The following is a 19,200-nucleotide window of genomic DNA, read 5'->3' as shown; positions in this document are numbered from 1 at the left end:
GCTTTACTTGGCAAAAGCCACCTCCAGCGCACGTTTGAGGGTCTCAAAGTCGACCGTCAGGACCTCGGGATTCACCATCACGATGGCCTTGCAGGGGGGAATCGAGCCCAGACGCAACGCTTCTCTGATACGACGTCTCGCCCGGTTTCGTTCCACGGCCTTGCCGAGTGCTTTCTTGGACGTGACAATCCCCACCACCGGACGGGGGTCGTACTTCTGTCCGTGGCGGGGTTTGTAGGGCACTTTGCGCAACGTAAAATAGGGGGTGCGGATGGCAGGTCCTTTTCGGACCTTGCGAAACTCCGCATCCCCCTTCAGGGCGACAAAGCGCTTTATTGATTTTGGGCTCTGCCCTGCATCCACAACGCCAATTCTACGCCTGATTCCTTAGAAATCAGACAGTAAGACGGTGACGGCCTTTGGCGCGACGGCGGGACAGCACACGACGACCGGAAGTGGTTTTCATACGTGCACGGAAGCCGTGGGTTTTGGCACGTTTGCTGCGGTTGGGTTGGTAGGTACGCTTCATGAGTCCTCCTTGACATCCCTGATTTCTCAGGGAAGACGGTTTTGATAACCTGTGACGTTGCCTTTAAAAAGCAACAAGCTTTACAAGTGTATCATGACACCTTGAATGGGTCTAGCCCTGTTTGAAGCCATCAGCGGTCAGCAGTCGGCCAGCAGGAAAAGACCCTCTGGCAGGCGAGATCCTCATCCTGCCGAGTGCTGATCTGCGCACAGAAGTGCCTTCCCCTCTTCAGCATGGCTGGCCTGGCAGTGGGTTGAAGGCCTTGCTGGCCTGTCTGATGGGTGGGCCCTGCCAGAAATCCGAAAGCGCTTTCAAAGTTCTGGCATAGATCAGCCTCTCAACAAATCCGTCAAAAGCATTTACACTGTAATCATGTCGTTTCAAGCAGAAGCCATCATCCGCAAAGCCCTGCGCAGCAAAGCAGACCGCCAGATGTTCGAGGCGAGGTACCAGCGCTACGCCCCTGACCTTCTGGCCTCCATCGAAAGCGTTTACGGTCATCAGGCCCTGCGTCTGTTGCAGGAACTGCTGCCCATCATGCTGGATTTTTACAAGGAGCGCCCTGAGGACCTGAAGCAGCTCGATCTGGAACGCATGCTCAAACCGGACTGGTTTCAGGAAGAGAACATGCTTGCCTACGTATGTTACACCGAACGTTTCGCCGAAAACCTGAAGGGAATTCACAGCAAGCTGGATTATCTGGGCGAACTGGGCGTCAGTTACCTGCACCTGATGCCCATGCTGCAACCCAGACCTGCCCCCAACGACGGCGGTTATGCCGTTCAGGACTACCTGAAGATCCGGGAGGATCTGGGGACAGAAACCGATCTGGAACAGCTCACCACCGCCCTCAGGCAGCGAAAAATCAGCCTGTGCATGGATCTGGTGCTCAACCACGTTGCAGAAGAACACGACTGGGCCGTCAAAGCCAGAGAAGGCAACGAGATCCACCGCAACTATTTCCTCACCTATGAGGACCGCACCCTGCCCGACCAGTACGAGCGTACACTGCTGGAAATCTTTCCGGATTTCGCACCTGGGAACTTCACCTGGAATGAACAGATGCAGCGCTGGGTCTGGACCACCTTCAACAGCTGGCAATGGGACCTCAACTGGGCCAACAGCGATGTCTTCCTGGAGTTCGTGAAGATCATCCTGTACTGGGCCAACAAAGGGGTGGATGTGTTCCGTCTGGACGCCATTGCCTTCATCTGGAAGCGCATGGGCACCGACTGCCAGAACCTGCCGGAAGTGCACGACATCACCCAGGCCCTGCGTGCTGTGGTTCGCATTGTGGCCCCTGCAGTGCTCTTCAAAGCAGAAGCCATCGTTGCACCTGACAAACTGATCCATTACCTGGGCAGAGGACAGCACTATGGTAAGGTTTCGGATCTGGCCTACCACAACAGCCTGATGGTGCAGATCTGGTCCAGCCTTGCCTCCAGAAACGCCTTTCTGATGCAGAAAGCCCTGCAGAACTTCCCGGAGAAACCCACCTCTGCAAGCTGGGCCACCTATGTGCGCTGCCACGATGACATCGGCTGGGCCGTTTCAGATGAGGATGCCGCCCAGGCCGGACTGCACGGAGAGGGCCACCGCCGCTTTCTCAGTGACTTCTACTCTGGAAACTTCCCGGGTTCCCATGCGAGAGGTCTGGTCTTCCAGGAAAACAGGCGCACTGGAGACCGCAGGATCTCGGGCAGCATGGCCAGCCTGAACGGTCTGGAAATTGCGCTGGAAGAAAAAAACGAGCACCTGCAGCACCTGTCCATTGAACGGAGCCTGCTTTCTTATGCTCTGGTTCTCGGGTATGGGGGCATCCCCCTGCTCTACATGGGCGATGAGCTGGCCCTGCTGAACGATTACACCTTCACCCAGAGCAGTGAACATGCGATGGACAACCGCTGGGTGCACCGCCCTTGCATGGACTGGGCTGTTGCAGAAAAACGCCATGACCCCTCAACCTCTCATGGCCAGATGTTTCTGGGCCTCAAGCACCTGATTGAAACCCGCAAGATGCTGCCGCAGCTTCACGCCGGACAGTCCACCTGGGTCCTGAACAGCGAAATTCCTGCAGTGCTGGTGCTGGAAAGGCCACACCCGATGGGCCACATGATCCAGTTCTACAACTTCAGCGAACACCACATGCAATATCCCATCCACATCCTGCACGAGCGAGGATACCACCAGCCCCTCGACCACATCTCAGGGACCCACCTGGATTTGCACCTCGGGTACATTCCGCTTCCCCCGTATGCGAGGCTCTGGATCACCAATCAGGGCTGAACCCAAAACAAAGAGAGGGACACAGTGGTGTCCCTCTCTTTGTTTTGATGTGCCCTGGGTTTTCCTGCTCACTGCAGGTCAATCGTCATGGGGCCCGAAGTGGGCATGTCAAGCTGGAAGGGGGCTGTGCGCAGACCGGGAACCTCCACTTTCAGCACGTATTCCCCTTTGACCGAGGGAAAGCGAACAGGACCAGGAACCAGACCCAGCGTGTCTCCTGCTTTGTAACTGCTGCCTTCTGGCACTTTCACAGCAATCAGTTTGGCCTGGGCGTTGTAAGGCTGGCTCTTGCGGGTGAGGCTGAAGTCCACCACACAGCAGGTGGTGGGACTGTTGGCTTCCGGAATGGCCTGTTGCTGTCTGGCAGCGTACCACCAGCCCAGACCTGCTCCAGCAAGGAGCAGCACTGCAATCCCGATGGTTGCAAGATACCGCATGATGCCAGAAGTGTTCTGGTTCTGTGCAGGATGGGCTGTCGCAGGGGACTGAACCTGCCTCCAGGACTCATCATCATCCCACCCAATGCGAACCACCACTGGAGGGGCCTGGGGTTCCTGGGGGGCGTCGTCGAGTTTGATTTCGGTTTCTTCAAACTCCACTTCCTCTGGCTCGGGCTCAGCAGGGGTGGTTTTGACGGTTTGCAGCACACTCTGGGTGGGGGTTTTGGGCCTGTTCTGCAGGTCGCGCAGCAGGTGAGCCGCACTGATGAAGTGGTTTTGCATCAGGCGTTCAAGCTGGTTGCGCATGACCGTGTTGAGTTCCGAAGACGACTGTCCACCCATCAGGTGCATGACCAGTTTGGCCAGGTTGCGGATGTCGGTTTTCTCGCTGCCCGGAGTCAGGCCTGCGCCCACGAAGAGCACATCCTTGCCATTGAGCAGGCAGTGGTGGGCAGTCAGGCGACCAAAGGTCTTTCCTGCTTCGTGCAGGCCCTGAAGCATTTGCAGACCAGCCTCCCAGATGTCTTCCAGCAGTTCTCTGGGAAGGGTTTTGGGAAGGGTTCTGAAGGTGAGGGGAAGCCCAGCGGTCAGGTAATGGTCTCTGCCTTCTGTGCCTGAATCCAGAAAAGGCAACAGGTGGGGGGCAGACAGTTCACTGAAAGGCAGGGCGTGTTCACTGAGGTACAGCAGGACCGGCATACCGGTGATGGTGTCCGTACCCAGGTAGGTTCGGATGTCGCCCTCCTCCAGCAGGAGTTCAGGCAGGTAAGGACCACACGCGGGAATCACGGGCTGATTATAGCGCCTTTTATGAAGAAAGGCATGACAGACAATTGAACAGAAGATGGGCTGTCAAAGCGGATGCACGTCCCGTGTAAGCTTTGTACAAGACACCCATGTTTACACTGAGATGAAACCGCTCGTTTTCTTTTTCTTTGTGCAACATGCTTGACCGCATCCCTGCAGGCTCCCAACGGAAGGCCTGCAACACGACGTGCCCTGTGGAGTGACCATGCATCCTCTGGATGGACTGATTGAACATGAAAAACTGGTCTGGGCCAGCAGTGCACTCCTGGCCGCTCTGGGATGGAAAGAAACCCTTTTGCTGCCCAGGTGTGTCCTCTCCTCCACTGTGACCCTGCAAAACATCCAGGAACCTGCAGATGTCTCCCTCTGCTTCGATGAAGGCATCTGCGTGGAAGGACAGCTGATTCCCCTGCACCATCCTGACCTGTATGGCTTTGCTCTGGTCAGGCATCCGGAATCGCGGAGCAAGGACACCTGGATGGAAATGGCCCACACAGATGCGCTCACAGGTCTGGGAAACCGTCGCGCCTTTGAAGGGGTCCTGGCCAGATTCATGCAACAGCAAATGCCTTTTGCCCTGGTGATGATGGACCTCAACCGCCTGAAACACATCAATGACACCCGGGGCCATGAAGCCGGAGACCACTTCATCCGTGAGGTGGGCAGGCAACTCGAGCAGCACCTGAGGTCCTCGGATCTGGCTTTCCGCATTGGTGGAGACGAATTTGCAGTGTTGCTGCATGGACTGGAATCCTCCCAGGTGCACGTGGTGCTGTCCCGGATGCAGAAAGTGCGTCTGGCTGTGGAAGAAAGTACCCTTGGGATGGGCAGCTTCAGTGCAGGTGTGGCCTTTCACCCTCAGGAATCCCAGGGAGACCAGAAACTGCTGGTGCAGCTTGCCGATGAACGCATGTACCAGAGCAAGAGCCAGCAGAAAAACCAGCTTCCAGGAAACGTCACTTCCATCAACCGCCGGGCGGTGTTTGACAGCATGAGCACCACCCTGGGCCTGCTGCATTCCAGACAAAAACCAGATCAGGCCTACTGGCAGATGATGCTGGAACTGGCCGTCCAGATGGTCCCCAGTGCCCAGGCAGGCAGCATGGACCTCTGGCAAGGCGAGGAGTTCATGCGCATCGCCCAGGTGGGTTACGACGACAGCCTTCTGGGTGTCAGTTATTCCAGAGAACACCAGCTGGAATGGTACCGCAATCCCGAAGCCAGCTGGAGGTCAGGACAACCCCGCATTCTGCGAGGAAACCACCTGATTGCCTCGGTGTCCATTGAGACCACTGGCTGGGATGGAGATGGAATCCCTGTGTTCAACCAGGACAGCCGTGTGGGTGAAATCCGCTGCAACATCAATGCCCCGATTGTGTTTGATGGAGTGGTCTATGGCCACCTGAATCTGGACAATTTCGTCAGTGAGCACGCCTTTCAGGAAGACAGCCGACTTGCAGCCGCAGAAGTAATGAAGCATTACGCCACCGTTTGCCAGGTGCTGGGTCTCCCTGGCTGTGGAAGAGAGCCATCAGCGGTCAGCGGTCAGACCTCAGCACCCTGAAGCTTTTGCTGTGGATTGGTCCAGAGAAAGAAGCCATCCAGAAACACAACGCAGTGGTTTCAACTTCTCCCCAACTCGAGGGTTTCTGGCCTGCAATTCTCATCTTTTGCTGACTGCTGAGGGCTGAAAGCTGACCGCTTCTCAATAGAGAAAAAAGCACAAATGACGTCTTTGACGGCATCCCACCACCATATTTCAGCTGATCTTAAGTATTGTGACTCCCATCCTTGAGCAAAATGGCCTAGTGGTGCTACCCTGCTTGCTATGCCTGTGGTCACTGAAGACATCGTGTTAAAAGCCCTGAGCCTCGTGAATGACCCCGAGCTGCATCAGGATCTGGTTTCGCTGGGAATGGTGGAACGGGTGGTGGTGACGGGAACGCAAGTTCACGCCAAGATCAACCTGACCACGCCCGCCTGCCCCTTGAAAGGGGTGATCGAGGCGGACGTTCGCCGCGCCATCGAAGCCGTCGGTGCCAGCAGTGTCACTGTCGAATTCGGCGCCACCGTGCGCGCCAGCAACAAGCCTGCCCTGCCTGGAATTCAGCATGTGATCCTGGTGGGAAGCGGCAAGGGAGGCGTGGGCAAATCCAGCGTCTCCACCAACCTTGCCATAGCCCTGGCCCAGAGCGGAGCACGGGTCGGTCTGATGGACGCCGACATTTACGGTCCGAGCATTGCCCACATGCTGGGCAACACCGAAGACCGCATCAAGGCCAACCAGAACAAGCAGATGCTGCCTCTGGAGCGCTTTGGCGTGAAGTTCCTGTCCATGGCCAACCTGGTTCCTGCAGGTCAGGCACTGGTGTGGCGTGGTCCCATGCTGCACGGAGCGATCCAGCAGTTCCTCAAAGAAGCCCTGTGGGGAGAACTCGACTACCTGATCATCGACCTGCCTCCAGGGACGGGCGATGTGCAGCTCTCCCTGGCCCAGTCCGTGAGCATCACCGGAGCCGTGATTGTGACCACCCCTCAGGATGTGGCCCTGATTGACGCCGCCCGTGCCATGGACATGTTCAAGAAGAGCAGCATCCCGATTCTGGGCGTCGTGGAAAACATGAGCTACTTTGTGGCTCCCGACACCGGCACCCGTTACGACATTTTCGGACACGGGGGCGGCAAGCGCAAAGCCGAACAGATGTCCCTCCACTTCCTGGGTGAAGTTCCCCTCGACATGCCGCTCCGTGAAGCCTCCGACCAGGGCACCCCTGTGGTGATCTCCCACCCTGAAAGTTCTTCCGCGCAGTCCCTCGTCAAGATCAGCCAGAATCTGGCAGGCCGCATCAGCGTGCAGAGCCTGCAATCTCTGCCCATGCTTTAACCCCTATGCTACCGAACCCTGACCACACCAAACGAAAAATTCTTTCGCACCTCAAGGAGAGCTGCGGGGGCACCACCCAGGACCTCGCAGCCTCGCTGGGGGTCACGGTTCCGGCCATCCGCAAGCACCTGCTGGACCTTGAGGAAGAAGGGTACATCACCCAGCAACTGGAAAAACGCTGTGGCAAAGGGCGTCCGCAGTACGTGTACCACCTCACCCACAAGGGCGAGGAAGCCTTTCCCAAGAATTACTCGGGGCTGTGCCTGGACCTGCTCGGGCACCTGGAGGAACTGCATGGCCAGCAGATGGTGTTTCAGCTGTTCACCGCCCGCGAGGAATCCCTGTACCGGCAACTGGCTCCTCAGCTTGAACACTTAAGTCTGGACGAAAAAGTACGGAAGTTGTCAGAGTTGCTGTGCGAAGCTGGATATCAGGCAACGTTGACCGAAGACGGTGAATGGTTGCTCGAACAACGCAACTGCCCGAGTATCGCTGTGGCGAGGCGCTACAAGGCAATTTGCCAGTGTGAGATGAGCCTCTACGAAAGACTTCTTGGTGTGCCCATCACCCGCATCAGTCAGATTGCTTCCGGTGCAGGGGCTTGCCGATATAAAATAACGAAGGCTTGAGTCCTATGACCTTATACGGCGTTTTGGTTTGGCCCCACCCCGAGTTGATGCGTTTCATTCGGGCGTTTCAGCGAGATCATCAGTTGGCAGGATACGGAGTGCCCCACATCAACTTGCGTTCTCCGTTTTTCTGGCAGGGCAGCGAAGAGGAATTGAAAGAGAAGTTTCATGACCTCAGCCGCAACCTCTCCCCACTGACCCTCAGCTCCTGCGGGTGGAAAAGGTTCCCGAATGTGCTTTACGTCTCGCTGGAGAGCACCCCGAGTTTCCGGGAAGCCCACCAGATGTGCAGGACCCTTGGCGGAGAACCGTTCAAACCCGTGGATGGCGCAGATTACCTGCCCCACATCACGGTCGGACTTGGCATCGTTCCCTGGGAAGAAGAGTCTGTGTGGCAACTGGCCCAGCAGACTTACATTCCCCACCTCACCTGGAGTTGTTCTGAACTGATCCTCACCAAGGACGTGTGTGGTGAATTCACCATTGTGGACTCCGCTCCCCTGCATGCAGGGGTTCTGGTGGACCACTGAGGGGTTCACCCCAGAGCTTCACTGGTTGATCATGTGTACGGCAGTTCGCGCGAGGGCAGCAAAAATGTCCTCGCGCAACTTTTGATCGGGCACGGTGTCCTTGAGGGCTTGCTCCATGCAGGCAAGCCACGCCCTGGCCTCCCCTTCTCCGATGGGAAATTTCAGGTGGCGCATCCTGAGCCTGGGGTGTCCGTATTTCTCCATATATAAAGGTGGACCCCCGAAAAAGCCACTCATGAAGGCAAACTGCTTTTCACGGGTCTCGGTGAGGTCCTCAGGAAAGATTTCCCTGAGCAAGGGATGCTGATGCACCAGATCGTAAAAGCGGTGGATCAGCCTGCCCAGACCTTCTTTTGTGAGACGGTCATAAATGGTGGCTTCTTCCATGGGTCTCAGATCCACGTGTTACAACTCCTCCACGTGCACGTTGAATGCCAGTCTTCTGGAACGGCCCTTGGGCAGGTCCAGATCGAAGACAGGCATGAAGACACTGGACTGGTAGAGGGGGCGTTTGCGGTCACAGACCACCGGATAGTGCCAGATCGTGGCTTCTCTGCCCTCAAATTCGAAGACCACCCGGATGCCCAGCCATTCGTCCACGATGCCTGCATGGGTGACTTCACGGTGTTCCTGGGTGGACCCGAGGCTGCCCACTTTGCGGCCATTGATGTAAAAGTATCGGTCCGGGGAATCTCCGGCCAGCAACCCGAAATTCCATTTGCTGCCAAAGCGGGTGATGATGTCCCAGTCCCCATGGTTGGTGATGCGGTACTCCAGTTCGATCTGGTGTTCCTTGGGCAGGATCTTCAGGCTCTTTTTGAGTTCCACCGGAACTGGAATCCCTGCAGGACCCCGCACAATGCCCATGCGGCTTAACGTCACCCGATTGCGGTATTTCCCCGCATCAAAGAGGCCCGTGGAGAAATCTCCGAGTTCCAGATACTGGCCGCTGGCAAAGGACCTGAGGCTGACCTCTCCCCCGAAGAAATGCTCCACCAGGGTTCTGGGGTGCGTTCTGGGATGGTCGCTGTAGGAGTCCACCAGGTTGACGGCTTTTTCCCGATAATCCCACTCCTGCAGGCTTCCACCCTCGGTGGGTGAGAAGTGCAGGTTCATGGTGTGGCTCTCTGCAATCAGTTCCTGAATGCCGTCTCCGTTGGTGTCCCGGTAATCGATTTCCAGCCAGCTGTATTTTCTGGGCTCGATTTCGTTTTCGGCGCGGATCAGGTTGCGGTACGCCTCGAAGCGCACAAAGTTGTATTCGGCGCTGGTGGGCCAGTAGGCGTCCCCCGTCTGGCCCCGCCAGAGGTGCTCATAAGCCTGCTGTGAGGCCCTGGGGGTCATGTCCAGTTTCAGGCTGGTGTAACGCATGCGCTTGTGCAGGTTGTTGATGCCCGCATATTTGGCCATCGCCTGACGAAAGTAGCCATCCGGGGCAGCAAAGGAGCTGCTGGGCACGTAAACCAGACCACTGCAGGGTTGTTTGAGCTCCTCAGAGAGGTGCACCAGCTGGATGTCCCTGTTCTGTTCCAGTGCCGTAAAGAAATTCTGCAACCAGCCTTCGATGTAGCAACGCTGGTAGGTGTCGCCAATCAGACCGAGGCTTTCTCCATCCTCACCCAGGACCACCAGTTGTTTCTGCGCCCGGATGTTCTCAATCAGGGTGGCAGGCTGCGCGTAAGGCATCTGGTTGTGAAGCTGATGCTGCATCACGAAAACCCGCACGTTGTGCCCATCGTGCTCGGTCAGGTAATACGTCGCAGGAAGGGCCTGCTCTGGGATCTGGGTGTCGTCCAGCAAGGTGAATTCCACCCCACACTCAGAGAGGGTTTCAGGGAGGTCGGTGTCCCAGGCGCACTCGGCAAGCCAGACCCCTTTGCTGCGGAAACCCAGGTGCTGGGCCATCCAGTCCCTCTGGGCAGCAATCTGCGCCATGCGGTCCCTTTTGGGAATGAGGGGAAGCAGCGGTTCATGCATGCCCCCACCGAGCAGTTCCACCTGGCCCCGTTCCACGAGTTGCTTTAAAAGCTGCAGGGTGGTTGGGTGGTTTTTCTGAATCCACTGCAGCAGGGTGCCGGAATAGTGCAGGTTGATTTTGATTCTGGGGTGTTCCTGTAACACCTTCAAGAAGGGAAGGTACGCCGTCTGATGCGCTTTCTCCAGCAGATCTGGCAGGTTCCCGTTGGGTTGATGGTTGTGCAGTACAAGGGCTAAACGGCTCACAAGATCACTCCCCAAATTTTGCTTTTATAGATTATAACGTACCTTTTGAAATTCAAAGCCACAGCTGCAAAATTTTCCCTGTGCAGAGAAAGAAGGCTGTCAGGCAGCCAGTGGCCTCGAAAAGGGATTGATCCATAAAATTTGCAATTTTTGACTCAAAATCATGCATTTTGTGATCTGAAAAGGAATTCAGATGCAGCAGAATCCTTCAATTCTCTGAAAACAGCAACCCCTGGGCCACCGGAGCAAAGGTTTTGCGGTGTTCCGGGGTCACCCCATGCTTCTGCAATGCCTGAACATGCTCCTGGGTCCCGTAACCCTTGTGTCCTGCAAAACCGTACTCCGGGTGCTTTTCGTGCAGTTCAATCATGTACTGGTCCCTGGCCGTCTTGGCCAGCAAACTCGCTGCAGCCACCGTGTATGAATTTGCATCTGCTTTTGGAACGGCCAGCAGGGGCAATCCTGTTTTCACCTTCAGATAATCCGTGATCACCGCTTCTGGCTGCAGCTCCTGAATGATCTCCTCGCTGGCCCGGATCACCACTTTCAGGATGCCAGTGGAATCAATGTCAGCAGCAGGCACCAGTTTGATGGCATAGCGCACAGCGTAGGATTTCACATGCTCAGCGAGTTCCACCCTGCGTTCAAACTTCAGGGTCTTGGAGTCCCGGTAAGGCAACACCACCCGCTCTGCAGGAAGAATCGCACCGGCCACAGCCACGGGTCCAGCAAGGGCCCCTCTGCCTGCCTCATCAATGCCCAGGATCAGTTTGAAGTCACCGATCTGGGTTTCCAAAGACCAGGAGGGGGTCACCTGAGGTCCCTTTTTTCAAATCCTTCAATTCCACAGTCCACAGTCACCATAACGAGTACACTATAGTGCTGATGTATTCTGACCTCAAAATTGCCAAACTTCCCCCCAAACTGCCCGAAAGGGGCATCCTCACCAAACCGGGGGTGCGGGGGTATCCAGGGCTGGACGATGCCCAGGCGCTCCTGCTGGGCGTGCTGTTGAATCCTCCTGTGGATCTGGGAGAGCACATTCTGGACCTGACAGCACAGAATGGCGCGGTGGCCCTGTACCTGACCGAACCTCAAATCACGCTGGCAGAGCGTTCCAGGGCGGCTCTGGAGGTGCTGCAGCGCCAGTTTATGGATGATCCCAGGGTGACGGTTCAGGCGGCTTTGCCTCTGGAAATGACGGGGGAATTCGACACTGTGCTGGCTGTGTTGCCTGCAGACAAGGGCAATGAAGCTGTCCGGGAATATTTGCAGGCCGCTTTTGCCCGCACAAAGCCCGGGGGCCTCTGCCTGATTGCCGGAGACAAGGACAAAGGCTTTGAGCGCTACTTCAAGTGGTTCAAGGCTGCTTTCGGTGAAGGTGAGGTGCTTGAGCGGCACAAGGGCATGCGTGTTGCAGGCTTCATCAAGGAGAACGCAGAGGCCCAGATCGAAGCTGCCAGAACCCACCAGTACACCTTTGAAGGTCTGCAGATCACTTCTTTACCCGGAGTGTTCAGTGCAGGCAAAGTGGACGATGCAAGCCAGCTTCTTCTCTCACACCTCCCCTCTCCTGCAGGAAAACAGGTGCTGGACATCGGGGCAGGTGCAGGGGTGCTGGGTCTCCGTTGTGCACAGCTGGGTGCAGAAGTGACCCTGCTGGAAGAGGACCTTGCTGCTGTGCGCAGCATTGAGATCAACGCCCGGGATGCTGGTCTGAAGGTGACAGCCCTGCACAGCGATGTGGGAAGTGCCCTTCCAGAACAGGCCCAGTTCGATCTGGTCGTCATGAACCCACCTTTCCATGTGGGGACAGATGTGATTCTTGAAGTGGCAGAGGAGTTCATCCGGGTGGCCTACCAGCACGTGAGGGCCGGAGGGGAAGTCTGGGTGGTGGCCAACCAGTTCCTGCCGTATGAACCCCTGATGCAGAAGCATGGAAAGGTTCAGCTGGTCATCAAGAACAAGAGCTATAAAGTGCTGCGGGGCATTCGGGAACGAAACTGAAACACGCCTCGTAAAGGGTTAGACGTGAAGCAAATTTGTGAAGTCTCCCAGACTTCTCCCATAAAATTTGCTACACTTCTATGATGCGGTATTCTTGCCGTGAGGGAGTGATACATGACTGAAAAACGCACACGCTCCAAGAAGACCAGCGAGACCATTGAAGCACCACAAGAAAGCACTCCTGTGTCGCAGAGCGCCGCGAAAGTGCGGACCCGCAAAAAAGCCACGGTAGAAGAAGCTCCAAAAACCAAGGGACGTCGCGCGGCCATCGAGCCTGACGACACCCCCAGGGTCGAGAAACCCTACGTGCAGCATCAGGCCATTCAGGACCTCGTGCGGGTGGGCAAGACCATGGGGATGCTCTCCACCGAAGAAATTGCCACGGCCCTCAGTGCAGCCCTGGAAGGCAGCGGCACCTCCGAAGCCGACCTGCTTGAAGAAGTCGAAGACCTGCAAAATTACATCCAGCGTCAGGGCATTGAGATCAGTGACCTCGCCGATGACGATGAAGAAGTTCTGGGTTTTGACGACGATGAGGAAGACGAAGAAGAAGAAGATGAGTTCTTCGACGACATTCCCAAAACCGTTTCCAACGACCCGGTGCGCCAGTATCTGCATGAAATTGGTCGCGTTCCCCTGCTGACCCTCGACGAGGAAATCGACCTTGCCCGCCGCATTGAAGAAGGTGAAGAGGCCCGCAAGCGCATCGAAGCCGGAGAGCACAGCGAGGACGAGCGCAAGCAGCGTCGTTTGCAGCGTCTGGTGGAAGACGGACAGTATGCCCGCCAGCAACTGATCGAGGCCAACTTGCGTCTGGTGGTGTCCATCGCCAAGAAGTACACCGGACGTGGCCTGGGCTTCCTGGACCTGATCCAGGAGGGCAACCAGGGCCTGATCCGTGCCGTGGAGAAGTTCGAGTACAAGCGCCGCTACAAGTTCTCGACCTACGCGACCTGGTGGATTCGTCAGGCCATCAACCGGGCCATTGCCGACCAGGCCCGCACCATCCGCATTCCGGTGCACATGGTGGAGACCATCAACAAGCTGACCCGCACCGCCCGTCAGCTTCAGCAGGAACTGTCCCGCGAACCCAGCTATGAGGAAATCGCCGAAGCCATGGGCCCTGGCTGGGACGCCGCCAAGGTGGAGGAAGTGCAGAAGGTCTCCCAGGAGCCTGTGTCGCTCGAAACCCCCATCGGGGACGAGAAGGACAGCTTCTACGGGGACTTCATCCCCGACGAGAACCTGGACAGCCCTGTGGAGAACGCTGCCAAGACCCTGCTCAGCGAGGAACTTGAAAAAGCCCTCTCCAAGCTGACCGAGCGTGAAGCCATGGTGCTGAAACTCCGCAAGGGCCTGGTGGATGGACGCGAGCACACCCTGGAAGAGGTGGGCCAGTACTTCAACGTCACCCGTGAACGCATCCGCCAGATCGAGAACAAGGCGCTGCGCAAACTGAAGTACCACGAATCCAGAACCCGCAAACTGCGCGACTTCCTGGATTAAATCCTGCTGCTTCATCAAGAAACAGCCCCAGATCTGGGGCTGTTTTTGTTGCACCTTGACTTACACTTTTTCCTGAATGCTCTTTCTGGGTTTCAGCATGCGGATGCCCACCGGAATCAGCGGGATCAGGAAGGCCAGGAAGACCATCACCAGGATGTACTTCTCAACTTCTTTTTCGGTGAGGCCCGTGAGGGGCAGCACATAGTAGGCCAGCAGCGGAAGGCTGACGGTCCACAGGGCGGCACTGGCAATGTTCAACAGCATGAACATGCCGTAATTCATGCGAACCATGCCAGCGATGGTGGGCACAATGGCGCGCACGCCGGGCACAAAGCGGGAAAGCATGATTGCCATGGCCCCGTATTTGTTGTAGAAATGCTCGGCTTTCGCAATGTTCTCAGGGTTGAACAGGCGGCTGTTCTGGTTGCTGAACACGGCCCGTCCGTATTTCGCCCCCACCCAGTATCCCACAGCATTTCCGAGCACCGCCCCAATGAAGGCAGACAGAATGGCAGGTCCGAGCGCCAGTTTTCCTGTGTAGGCAATGGCCCCCACGGCGAGCAGCAGGGTGTCTCCGGGAAGGAAGAAAAAGATCAGGAAGCCGGTTTCCAGCAGCAGTGTGGCACCAATACCGATGTAACCAAACTTCAGAATGAGGTCTTGCAGGTGTTCCAACAAAGTGAGTTCTCCTTTGGTCCAGCCCGGCCTGCGGTCAGGTGGGCTGAATCGTTACCCTTCACAGGGTAATCGGTTTTGATGTAATACGACTGAGAGGCCAGGACAGTTGCACCGAATCCAGAAGTCATCTGCACAGGACATCAGGGCATTGTAAGATCAGGGAACAAAGGACACTTCATGACTGACCCTCCTCTTCTTTCTGCACTCCAGCTTGTCGGCCTGTGGATCTATCCCATCAAATCCTGTGCCGGAATCCAGGTGATTTCTGCAAGGGTCACTCCAGATGCAGGTCTGGATGGGGACCGCGAATGGATCATCATCAACAGTGAGAACCAGCAGGTCTGGATGGGAGAAATCCACCAGATGGCCCTGATCCAGCCTGGGTTTGATGGAGATGATCTGGTGTTGCGGTCTCCAGGGTGCAGTGACCTGAGGGTATCCCGGCAAATTTCACAAAACCCCTGTGAAGTGAACATCTGGAATGACATTGAGAAAGTCAATGAAACTTTCTCGGGGTTTGATGCCGGAGAGCATGCCAGCAGGTGGCTGACCTCAACCCTGGGAAGACCGCTCAGACTGGTTCGCCTGGGGAAAGAGGGGCAGACAAGAAAGGCCCTGATGCCTCTGCATGTGGTTTCACTGGCCTCTTTGCGTGCCCTCAACCAGCGTCTTTCTGAAGAGGGACATCCACCGGTGGAACTCGAACGTTTCCGCCCGAACCTGGTGATCGACCATGAAGAACTTGCACCCTTTGTCGAGGAACAGGTCTCCAGACTCAGGTGGGAAAATGGCCTGGAGCTGGAAATGATCGGGGCCTGCATCCGCTGCATCATGCCCAACGTCAGCCCGAAAGATGCCACTGCAGGACGTGAACCCCTGGCAGCTGTCACCCGTCTGAGCAGGGAAAGAGCACAAAAAAACCCCATCTTCGGGGTTTATGGCAAAGCACAGGCTGAAGGGGTGTTGACTGTGGGGCAATTTGGAACAGCTTTCTGACGCTCAGTTGGCGTTGTCGCTCTGCCGGAGGGCCTCATCAAGGGTGGTCCAGGGCAGGGAGGCACACTTGACCCGGGCGTGAATCTTGCTGATGCCCTGCAAAGCCCCGAGGTCCCCGAGTTCAGGATGGGCTGTTCCGCTGCGCAGCATGTTTTTGAAGTAACTGGACAGGTCCTGCACTTCACTGATGCTCTTGCCTTTGATGGCCTCGGTCATCAGGCTTGCAGTGGCTTGAGAGATGGCGCAACCATGCCCTTTGAAGCGGGCCTCCCGGATGATGCCGTTCTCCACGGTCAGGTCCAGCGTGATCTCATCTCCGCAGGAGGTGTTCTTGCCTTCCTGGCGGTGGGTGTGGGGCTCAAGTTCACCGTAGTTTCTGGGCTTTTTGTAATGCTCCAGAATGATCTGTTTGTAAAGGTCTTCCAGCAGGCTCATGTCACTCCTTGAAGAAAAGGGCAATGTTCTGCATCGCCTCAATGAACAGGTCGATGTCTTCCCGGGTATTGTACAGATAGAAACTGGCCCGTGCAGTGGAACCCACCCCCAGGGCACGCATCAGGGGCTGGGCACAATGGTGCCCGCTTCGCACACAGATGCCCTGCTCATCCAGGAAACCGGCCACATCATGGGAGTGAACGCCTTCGAGGTTGAAACTCAGGACGCCTGCACGGTCCTCTCCGATGGGACCATACTGGGTCAGTTCTGGAACATCCCTGATGCGTTCCAGGGCATACCGCATGAGTTCCTGCTCATGCTGCCAGATGCGCTCCAGGCCAATGTCCTGCAAATACTGGGCAGCCACACCCAGCGCAATCACCTCCGCAATGGCAGGGGTGCCTGCTTCAAACTTGCGGGGCAAGTCTGCATAGGTGGAGTGCTCCACAAAGACCTGATCGATCATCTCCCCTCCTCCCAGGAAAGGAGACATCTTTTCAAGCAATTCAGGGCGGCCATACAGCACGCCTGCTCCTGTGGGTCCGCACATCTTGTGTCCGCTGAAGGCATAGAAATCTGCATCCAGATCCTGCACATTCACAGGCAGGTGAGGGACACTCTGGGCACCATCCACCAGAATGACGGCCCCTGCCTCATGGGCCTGCACAGCCATCTGTTTCACCGGATTGATGGTCCCAAGGGCATTGGAGATGTGGCCTACAGCCACCAGTTTGACTTTGCCTGAACGGAGTTTCTGCTGGTAGTCCTCCTGATCCAGACGGCCCTCAGAAGTGATCCTTACACCAACCACTTCGGCTCCAGTTGCTTTTGCTGCAATGTGCCAGGGCACCAGGTTGGAGTGGTGTTCGAGTTCCGTCACCAGAATCTGGTCTCCGCTCTTCAGGTGGTCCAGGGCCCAGGTGCGGGCAACCAGGTTGATGGCCTCGGTGGTGTTGCGGGTGAAAACCACCCCGGTTTCCGGTGCATGAATCAGGGCCGCAATTCGGGAACGGGCCTGTTCATAAAGATCGGTGGATTCAATGGACAGGGAGTAGGCCCCCCTGTGGATGTTGGCATTGGTGTGCTCATAAAAATGGCTCAGAGCGTCAATGACACATCTGGGCTTCTGGGCTGTGGCGGTGGAATCCAGATACACCAGCCTTTTGCCGTTCACCTCGCGTCTGAGAATGGGAAAGTCCGCGCGGACCTCTTGCCAGCTTCGGGTCATCATGGCTTCAGTGTAGGTCTTCCGGGCAGGGACATTGGTAACCCTTTTCCGATGTGAGAACTCGGGATTGGCAATGAACCCATTTCTATGACCTGGGGCGAGCCAGCGGCCCGCCCCCACATCCGCCTTCTGCCTTCCTCTTGACCCCAAGATGCGCCTTCTTAACCCCACAACGCGCTTGCAGGACGGCCCTCTTCTTGATGCAAAGATGTGCTCGCTGGGCGGCCCGCTTCGCCCTGGGTCGCCCCGAAGCGGTTCGGTTGGCACTTCCTTCGCTGCCTTCTGCTTTTTGCCCTCGGCTCTCAGCTCTCGGCCCTCGGCTCTCTCTTCATTGACACCCACAGGGCATAAATTTAGACTTTGAATGTTGGAAATACCGAGCAGACGACCCATTCTGAAGGTCAGAAGAATTTCTTCTGATCACGAACCTTCCCGACAGGTTCATGGTCCAGAGTCTCGCTGCTTTTGATGAAGCACAGAAAGGATGGAGCGAGATGCCGCACACAAAAGAGAGCATTCTGCAAGCCCTGAACACGAACAATGTGCAATTTTTGCGGTTGCAGTTCACGGACATTCTGGGCATTGTCAAGAACATTGAGGTGCCTTCCAGCCAGTTTGAAAAAGCCCTGAACGGCGAGGTGATGTTTGATGGTTCTTCCATTGAGGGGTTCACCCGCATTGAAGAATCTGACATGCTCCTGAAGCCGGACCTCTCGACTTTCCTGATCTTTCCCAAGTTCAGCCATGAGGAGTACGAGCGGGGCAAGGTGGCCCGTCTGATCTGTGATGTGGCCCTGCCCGATGGCACCCCTTTTGAGGGGGACCCCCGGTATGTGTTGCGCCGCCAGATTGCCCGCGCCAAGAAGATGGGCTTTGAGCTGTTTGCTGGTCCTGAGCCCGAGTTCTTTCTGTTTGAGCATTCAGAGGATGGCAGGGCCAGCACCAAAGTGAACGATCAGGCAGGTTATTTTGATCTGGCTCCCATTGATAAGGGGGAGCGCATTCGCCGGGAGATCACCAACAAGCTTGTGGAGATGGGTTTCGAGATTGAGGCGGCCCACCACGAGGTGGCGCCCGGACAGCACGAGATCGATTTTCGTTATGCTCCTGCCCTGGAAACCGCAGACAACATTTCCACCTTTAAATTTGTGGTGAAACGCGTGGCTCTGGAGTATGGCCTCCTGGCCAGCTTTTTGCCCAAACCTGTGGCTGGAATCAACGGAAGTGGGATGCACGTGCACCTGAGCCTCTTCAAAGATGGCAAGAACGCCTTCTATGACGAGAAGGCAGAATACCAGCTCTCGAACACTGCACTGTATTTTATTGGGGGTCTGCTGGAGCATGCGGATGCCATGTGCGCCATCACCAACCCTCTGGTGAACAGTTTCAAGCGTCTGGTGCCTGGTTATGAGGCTCCGGTCAACATCGCGTGGAGCACCTCCAACCGTTCTGCCATGGTGCGCATTCCTGCCCGCAGGGGTGCCGGAACCCGCGCTGAACTGAGAATGCCCGATCCTTCCTGCAATCCTTACCTTGCCCTGGCCGTGATGCTTGCAGCGGGGCTGGATGGCATTGAGAAACAGATGGAGCCTGCTCCGGCCATCCAGCGCAACATCTATCACATGACCGTGCGCGAGAAGCGCAAGCACAAGATCCGCGAACTTCCTGGGGACCTGAATCAGGCGGTGGACGCCCTGGAGCGCAGTGAAGTCCTGACCGAGTGCCTGGGCCAGCATGTGATGGAGCACTTTGTGGAAGCCAAACGCCAGGAATGGCGTGAGTACAGTGCAGTGGTGCACCAGTGGGAACTCGACACCTACCTGAGCAACTACTGATCGTTTAACCTTCAACCGTTCAACCTCAGGGTTTCTTTGTGGGCCATGGAGAACTTCCATGGCCCCACTTTGTAAGCTGGAAGTTCATTCACAGGTCTACGCTGGGAGTAACAATCCCCTGGAACGCTGGTACAGGTTCCAAATGCAGATTGTCAACATTTTCAGTTACAAAATCCTGTTCGTAAGC

General features: G+C 56.4%; 18 protein-coding genes. 9 read left to right on the top strand and 9 right to left on the bottom strand.

What is annotated here, in order from left to right; translation table 11 throughout:
• Window positions 1-3: 3 nt before the first annotated feature.
• A complete protein-coding gene (rnpA, locus tag DC3_RS18730) occupies window positions 4-363 on the bottom strand; it encodes a ribonuclease P protein component (RefSeq protein ID WP_186816118.1) in 360 nt (119 codons plus the stop codon).
• 31 nt (window positions 364-394) lie between these two features.
• A complete protein-coding gene (gene rpmH, locus DC3_RS18725) occupies window positions 395-529 on the bottom strand; it encodes a 50S ribosomal protein L34 (protein ID WP_146887026.1) in 135 nt (44 codons plus the stop codon).
• A gap of 372 nt (window positions 530-901) precedes the next feature.
• Here rpmH and DC3_RS18720 point away from each other — a divergent pair, with 372 nt between their 5' ends.
• Complete coding sequence (locus tag DC3_RS18720) at window positions 902-2,815, top strand: alpha-amylase family protein (RefSeq protein ID WP_146887024.1); 1,914 nt, start codon at window positions 902-904, stop codon at window positions 2,813-2,815.
• Window positions 2,816-2,883: 68 nt separating this feature from the next.
• Here the strand turns inward: DC3_RS18720 and DC3_RS18715 are convergent, their stop codons facing one another.
• Window positions 2,884-4,044 carry a hypothetical protein gene (locus DC3_RS18715; RefSeq protein WP_146887022.1) on the bottom strand — a complete coding sequence of 387 codons (1,161 nt, stop codon included), beginning with the start codon at window positions 4,042-4,044 and terminating at the stop codon, window positions 2,884-2,886.
• A gap of 223 nt (window positions 4,045-4,267) precedes the next feature.
• On the opposite strand from DC3_RS18715, the gene DC3_RS18710 reads away from it, so the two are divergent.
• The 4 genes from DC3_RS18710 to DC3_RS18695 all read left to right on the top strand — a co-directional run bounded on the left by DC3_RS18710 (window position 4,268) and on the right by DC3_RS18695 (window position 8,105).
• The gene (locus tag DC3_RS18710) at window positions 4,268-5,626 is read left to right on the top strand and encodes a GGDEF domain-containing protein (protein ID WP_146887020.1); all 1,359 of its coding nucleotides are present in this window, start codon (window positions 4,268-4,270) and stop codon (window positions 5,624-5,626) included.
• A 264-nt stretch (window positions 5,627-5,890) separates the two neighbouring features.
• The gene (locus DC3_RS18705; protein ID WP_146887018.1) at window positions 5,891-6,946 is read left to right on the top strand and encodes an Mrp/NBP35 family ATP-binding protein; all 1,056 of its coding nucleotides are present in this window, start codon (window positions 5,891-5,893) and stop codon (window positions 6,944-6,946) included.
• A 5-nt stretch (window positions 6,947-6,951) separates the two neighbouring features.
• Entirely contained in the window at window positions 6,952-7,575 is a 624-nt protein-coding gene (locus tag DC3_RS18700) for a helix-turn-helix transcriptional regulator (RefSeq protein ID WP_146887016.1), read from the top strand.
• 5 nt (window positions 7,576-7,580) lie between these two features.
• A complete protein-coding gene (locus DC3_RS18695) occupies window positions 7,581-8,105 on the top strand; it encodes a 2'-5' RNA ligase family protein (RefSeq protein WP_146887014.1) in 525 nt (174 codons plus the stop codon).
• Window positions 8,106-8,123: 18 nt separating this feature from the next.
• Here the strand turns inward: DC3_RS18695 and DC3_RS18690 are convergent, their stop codons facing one another.
• From DC3_RS18690 to rnhB, 3 genes are all read right to left on the bottom strand, one after another.
• Window positions 8,124-8,507, bottom strand: a complete 384-nt coding sequence (locus DC3_RS18690) for a globin domain-containing protein (protein WP_246130737.1) — start codon at window positions 8,505-8,507, stop codon at window positions 8,124-8,126.
• Between the two features lie 3 nt (window positions 8,508-8,510).
• Entirely contained in the window at window positions 8,511-10,328 is a 1,818-nt protein-coding gene (locus DC3_RS18685; protein ID WP_186816116.1) for an alpha-amylase/4-alpha-glucanotransferase domain-containing protein, read from the bottom strand.
• Window positions 10,329-10,536: 208 nt separating this feature from the next.
• Window positions 10,537-11,124, bottom strand: a complete 588-nt coding sequence (rnhB, locus tag DC3_RS18680) for a ribonuclease HII (protein WP_246130736.1) — start codon at window positions 11,122-11,124, stop codon at window positions 10,537-10,539.
• A gap of 89 nt (window positions 11,125-11,213) precedes the next feature.
• Here rnhB and DC3_RS18675 point away from each other — a divergent pair, with 89 nt between their 5' ends.
• Together DC3_RS18675 and rpoD are read left to right on the top strand one after the other, a co-directional pair.
• Window positions 11,214-12,335, top strand: coding sequence for a class I SAM-dependent methyltransferase (locus DC3_RS18675; RefSeq protein WP_146887008.1), 1,122 nt, complete (start codon window positions 11,214-11,216; stop codon window positions 12,333-12,335).
• 114 nt (window positions 12,336-12,449) lie between these two features.
• Window positions 12,450-13,841: an RNA polymerase sigma factor RpoD gene (rpoD, locus tag DC3_RS18670; protein ID WP_146887006.1), complete on the top strand. Its 1,392-nt coding sequence runs from the start codon at window positions 12,450-12,452 to the stop codon at window positions 13,839-13,841.
• Between the two features lie 60 nt (window positions 13,842-13,901).
• Here rpoD and DC3_RS18665 read toward each other — a convergent pair whose 3' ends face one another.
• A complete protein-coding gene (locus tag DC3_RS18665; RefSeq protein WP_186816115.1) occupies window positions 13,902-14,516 on the bottom strand; it encodes a DedA family protein in 615 nt (204 codons plus the stop codon).
• Window positions 14,517-14,696: 180 nt separating this feature from the next.
• Between DC3_RS18665 and DC3_RS18660 the strand changes: the two genes are divergently transcribed.
• Window positions 14,697-15,515, top strand: a complete 819-nt coding sequence (locus tag DC3_RS18660) for an MOSC domain-containing protein (RefSeq protein WP_146887002.1) — start codon at window positions 14,697-14,699, stop codon at window positions 15,513-15,515.
• A 3-nt stretch (window positions 15,516-15,518) separates the two neighbouring features.
• Here DC3_RS18660 and sufU read toward each other — a convergent pair whose 3' ends face one another.
• Window positions 15,519-15,950 carry a Fe-S cluster assembly sulfur transfer protein SufU gene (gene sufU, locus DC3_RS18655; protein WP_146886999.1) on the bottom strand — a complete coding sequence of 144 codons (432 nt, stop codon included), beginning with the start codon at window positions 15,948-15,950 and terminating at the stop codon, window positions 15,519-15,521.
• A 1-nt stretch (window position 15,951) separates the two neighbouring features.
• Window positions 15,952-17,181: a cysteine desulfurase gene (locus tag DC3_RS18650; protein WP_146886997.1), complete on the bottom strand. Its 1,230-nt coding sequence runs from the start codon at window positions 17,179-17,181 to the stop codon at window positions 15,952-15,954.
• A gap of 491 nt (window positions 17,182-17,672) precedes the next feature.
• Here DC3_RS18650 and glnA point away from each other — a divergent pair, with 491 nt between their 5' ends.
• The gene (gene glnA / locus DC3_RS18645; RefSeq protein WP_146886995.1) at window positions 17,673-19,013 is read left to right on the top strand and encodes a type I glutamate--ammonia ligase; all 1,341 of its coding nucleotides are present in this window, start codon (window positions 17,673-17,675) and stop codon (window positions 19,011-19,013) included.
• Window positions 19,014-19,200 lie beyond the last annotated feature (187 nt).

The sequence above is a fragment of the Deinococcus cellulosilyticus NBRC 106333 = KACC 11606 genome (genome assembly GCF_007990775.1).
Classification (GTDB): domain Bacteria; phylum Deinococcota; class Deinococci; order Deinococcales; family Deinococcaceae; genus Deinococcus_C; species Deinococcus_C cellulosilyticus.
The sequence above is the reverse complement of the archived record's forward strand: the minus strand, read 5'-3'. Positions and strand labels throughout refer to the sequence as shown.

Bases quoted from the DNA above. Each gene is read 5' to 3' on its own strand.
- rpmH (WP_146887026.1), bottom strand. From the start codon at position 529: ATGAAGCGTACCTACCAACCCAACCGCAGCAAACGTGCCAAAACCCAC.
- DC3_RS18720 (WP_146887024.1), top strand. From the start codon at position 902: ATGTCGTTTCAAGCAGAAGCCATCATCCGCAAAGCCCTGCGCAGCAAA.
- DC3_RS18710 (WP_146887020.1), top strand. From the start codon at position 4,268: ATGCATCCTCTGGATGGACTGATTGAACATGAAAAACTGGTCTGGGCC.
- DC3_RS18705 (WP_146887018.1), top strand. From the start codon at position 5,891: ATGCCTGTGGTCACTGAAGACATCGTGTTAAAAGCCCTGAGCCTCGTG.
- DC3_RS18700 (WP_146887016.1), top strand. From the start codon at position 6,952: ATGCTACCGAACCCTGACCACACCAAACGAAAAATTCTTTCGCACCTC.
- DC3_RS18695 (WP_146887014.1), top strand. From the start codon at position 7,581: ATGACCTTATACGGCGTTTTGGTTTGGCCCCACCCCGAGTTGATGCGT.
- DC3_RS18675 (WP_146887008.1), top strand. From the start codon at position 11,214: ATGTATTCTGACCTCAAAATTGCCAAACTTCCCCCCAAACTGCCCGAA.
- rpoD (WP_146887006.1), top strand. From the start codon at position 12,450: ATGACTGAAAAACGCACACGCTCCAAGAAGACCAGCGAGACCATTGAA.
- DC3_RS18660 (WP_146887002.1), top strand. From the start codon at position 14,697: ATGACTGACCCTCCTCTTCTTTCTGCACTCCAGCTTGTCGGCCTGTGG.
- sufU (WP_146886999.1), bottom strand. From the start codon at position 15,950: ATGAGCCTGCTGGAAGACCTTTACAAACAGATCATTCTGGAGCATTAC.
- DC3_RS18650 (WP_146886997.1), bottom strand. From the start codon at position 17,181: ATGATGACCCGAAGCTGGCAAGAGGTCCGCGCGGACTTTCCCATTCTC.
- glnA (WP_146886995.1), top strand. From the start codon at position 17,673: ATGCCGCACACAAAAGAGAGCATTCTGCAAGCCCTGAACACGAACAAT.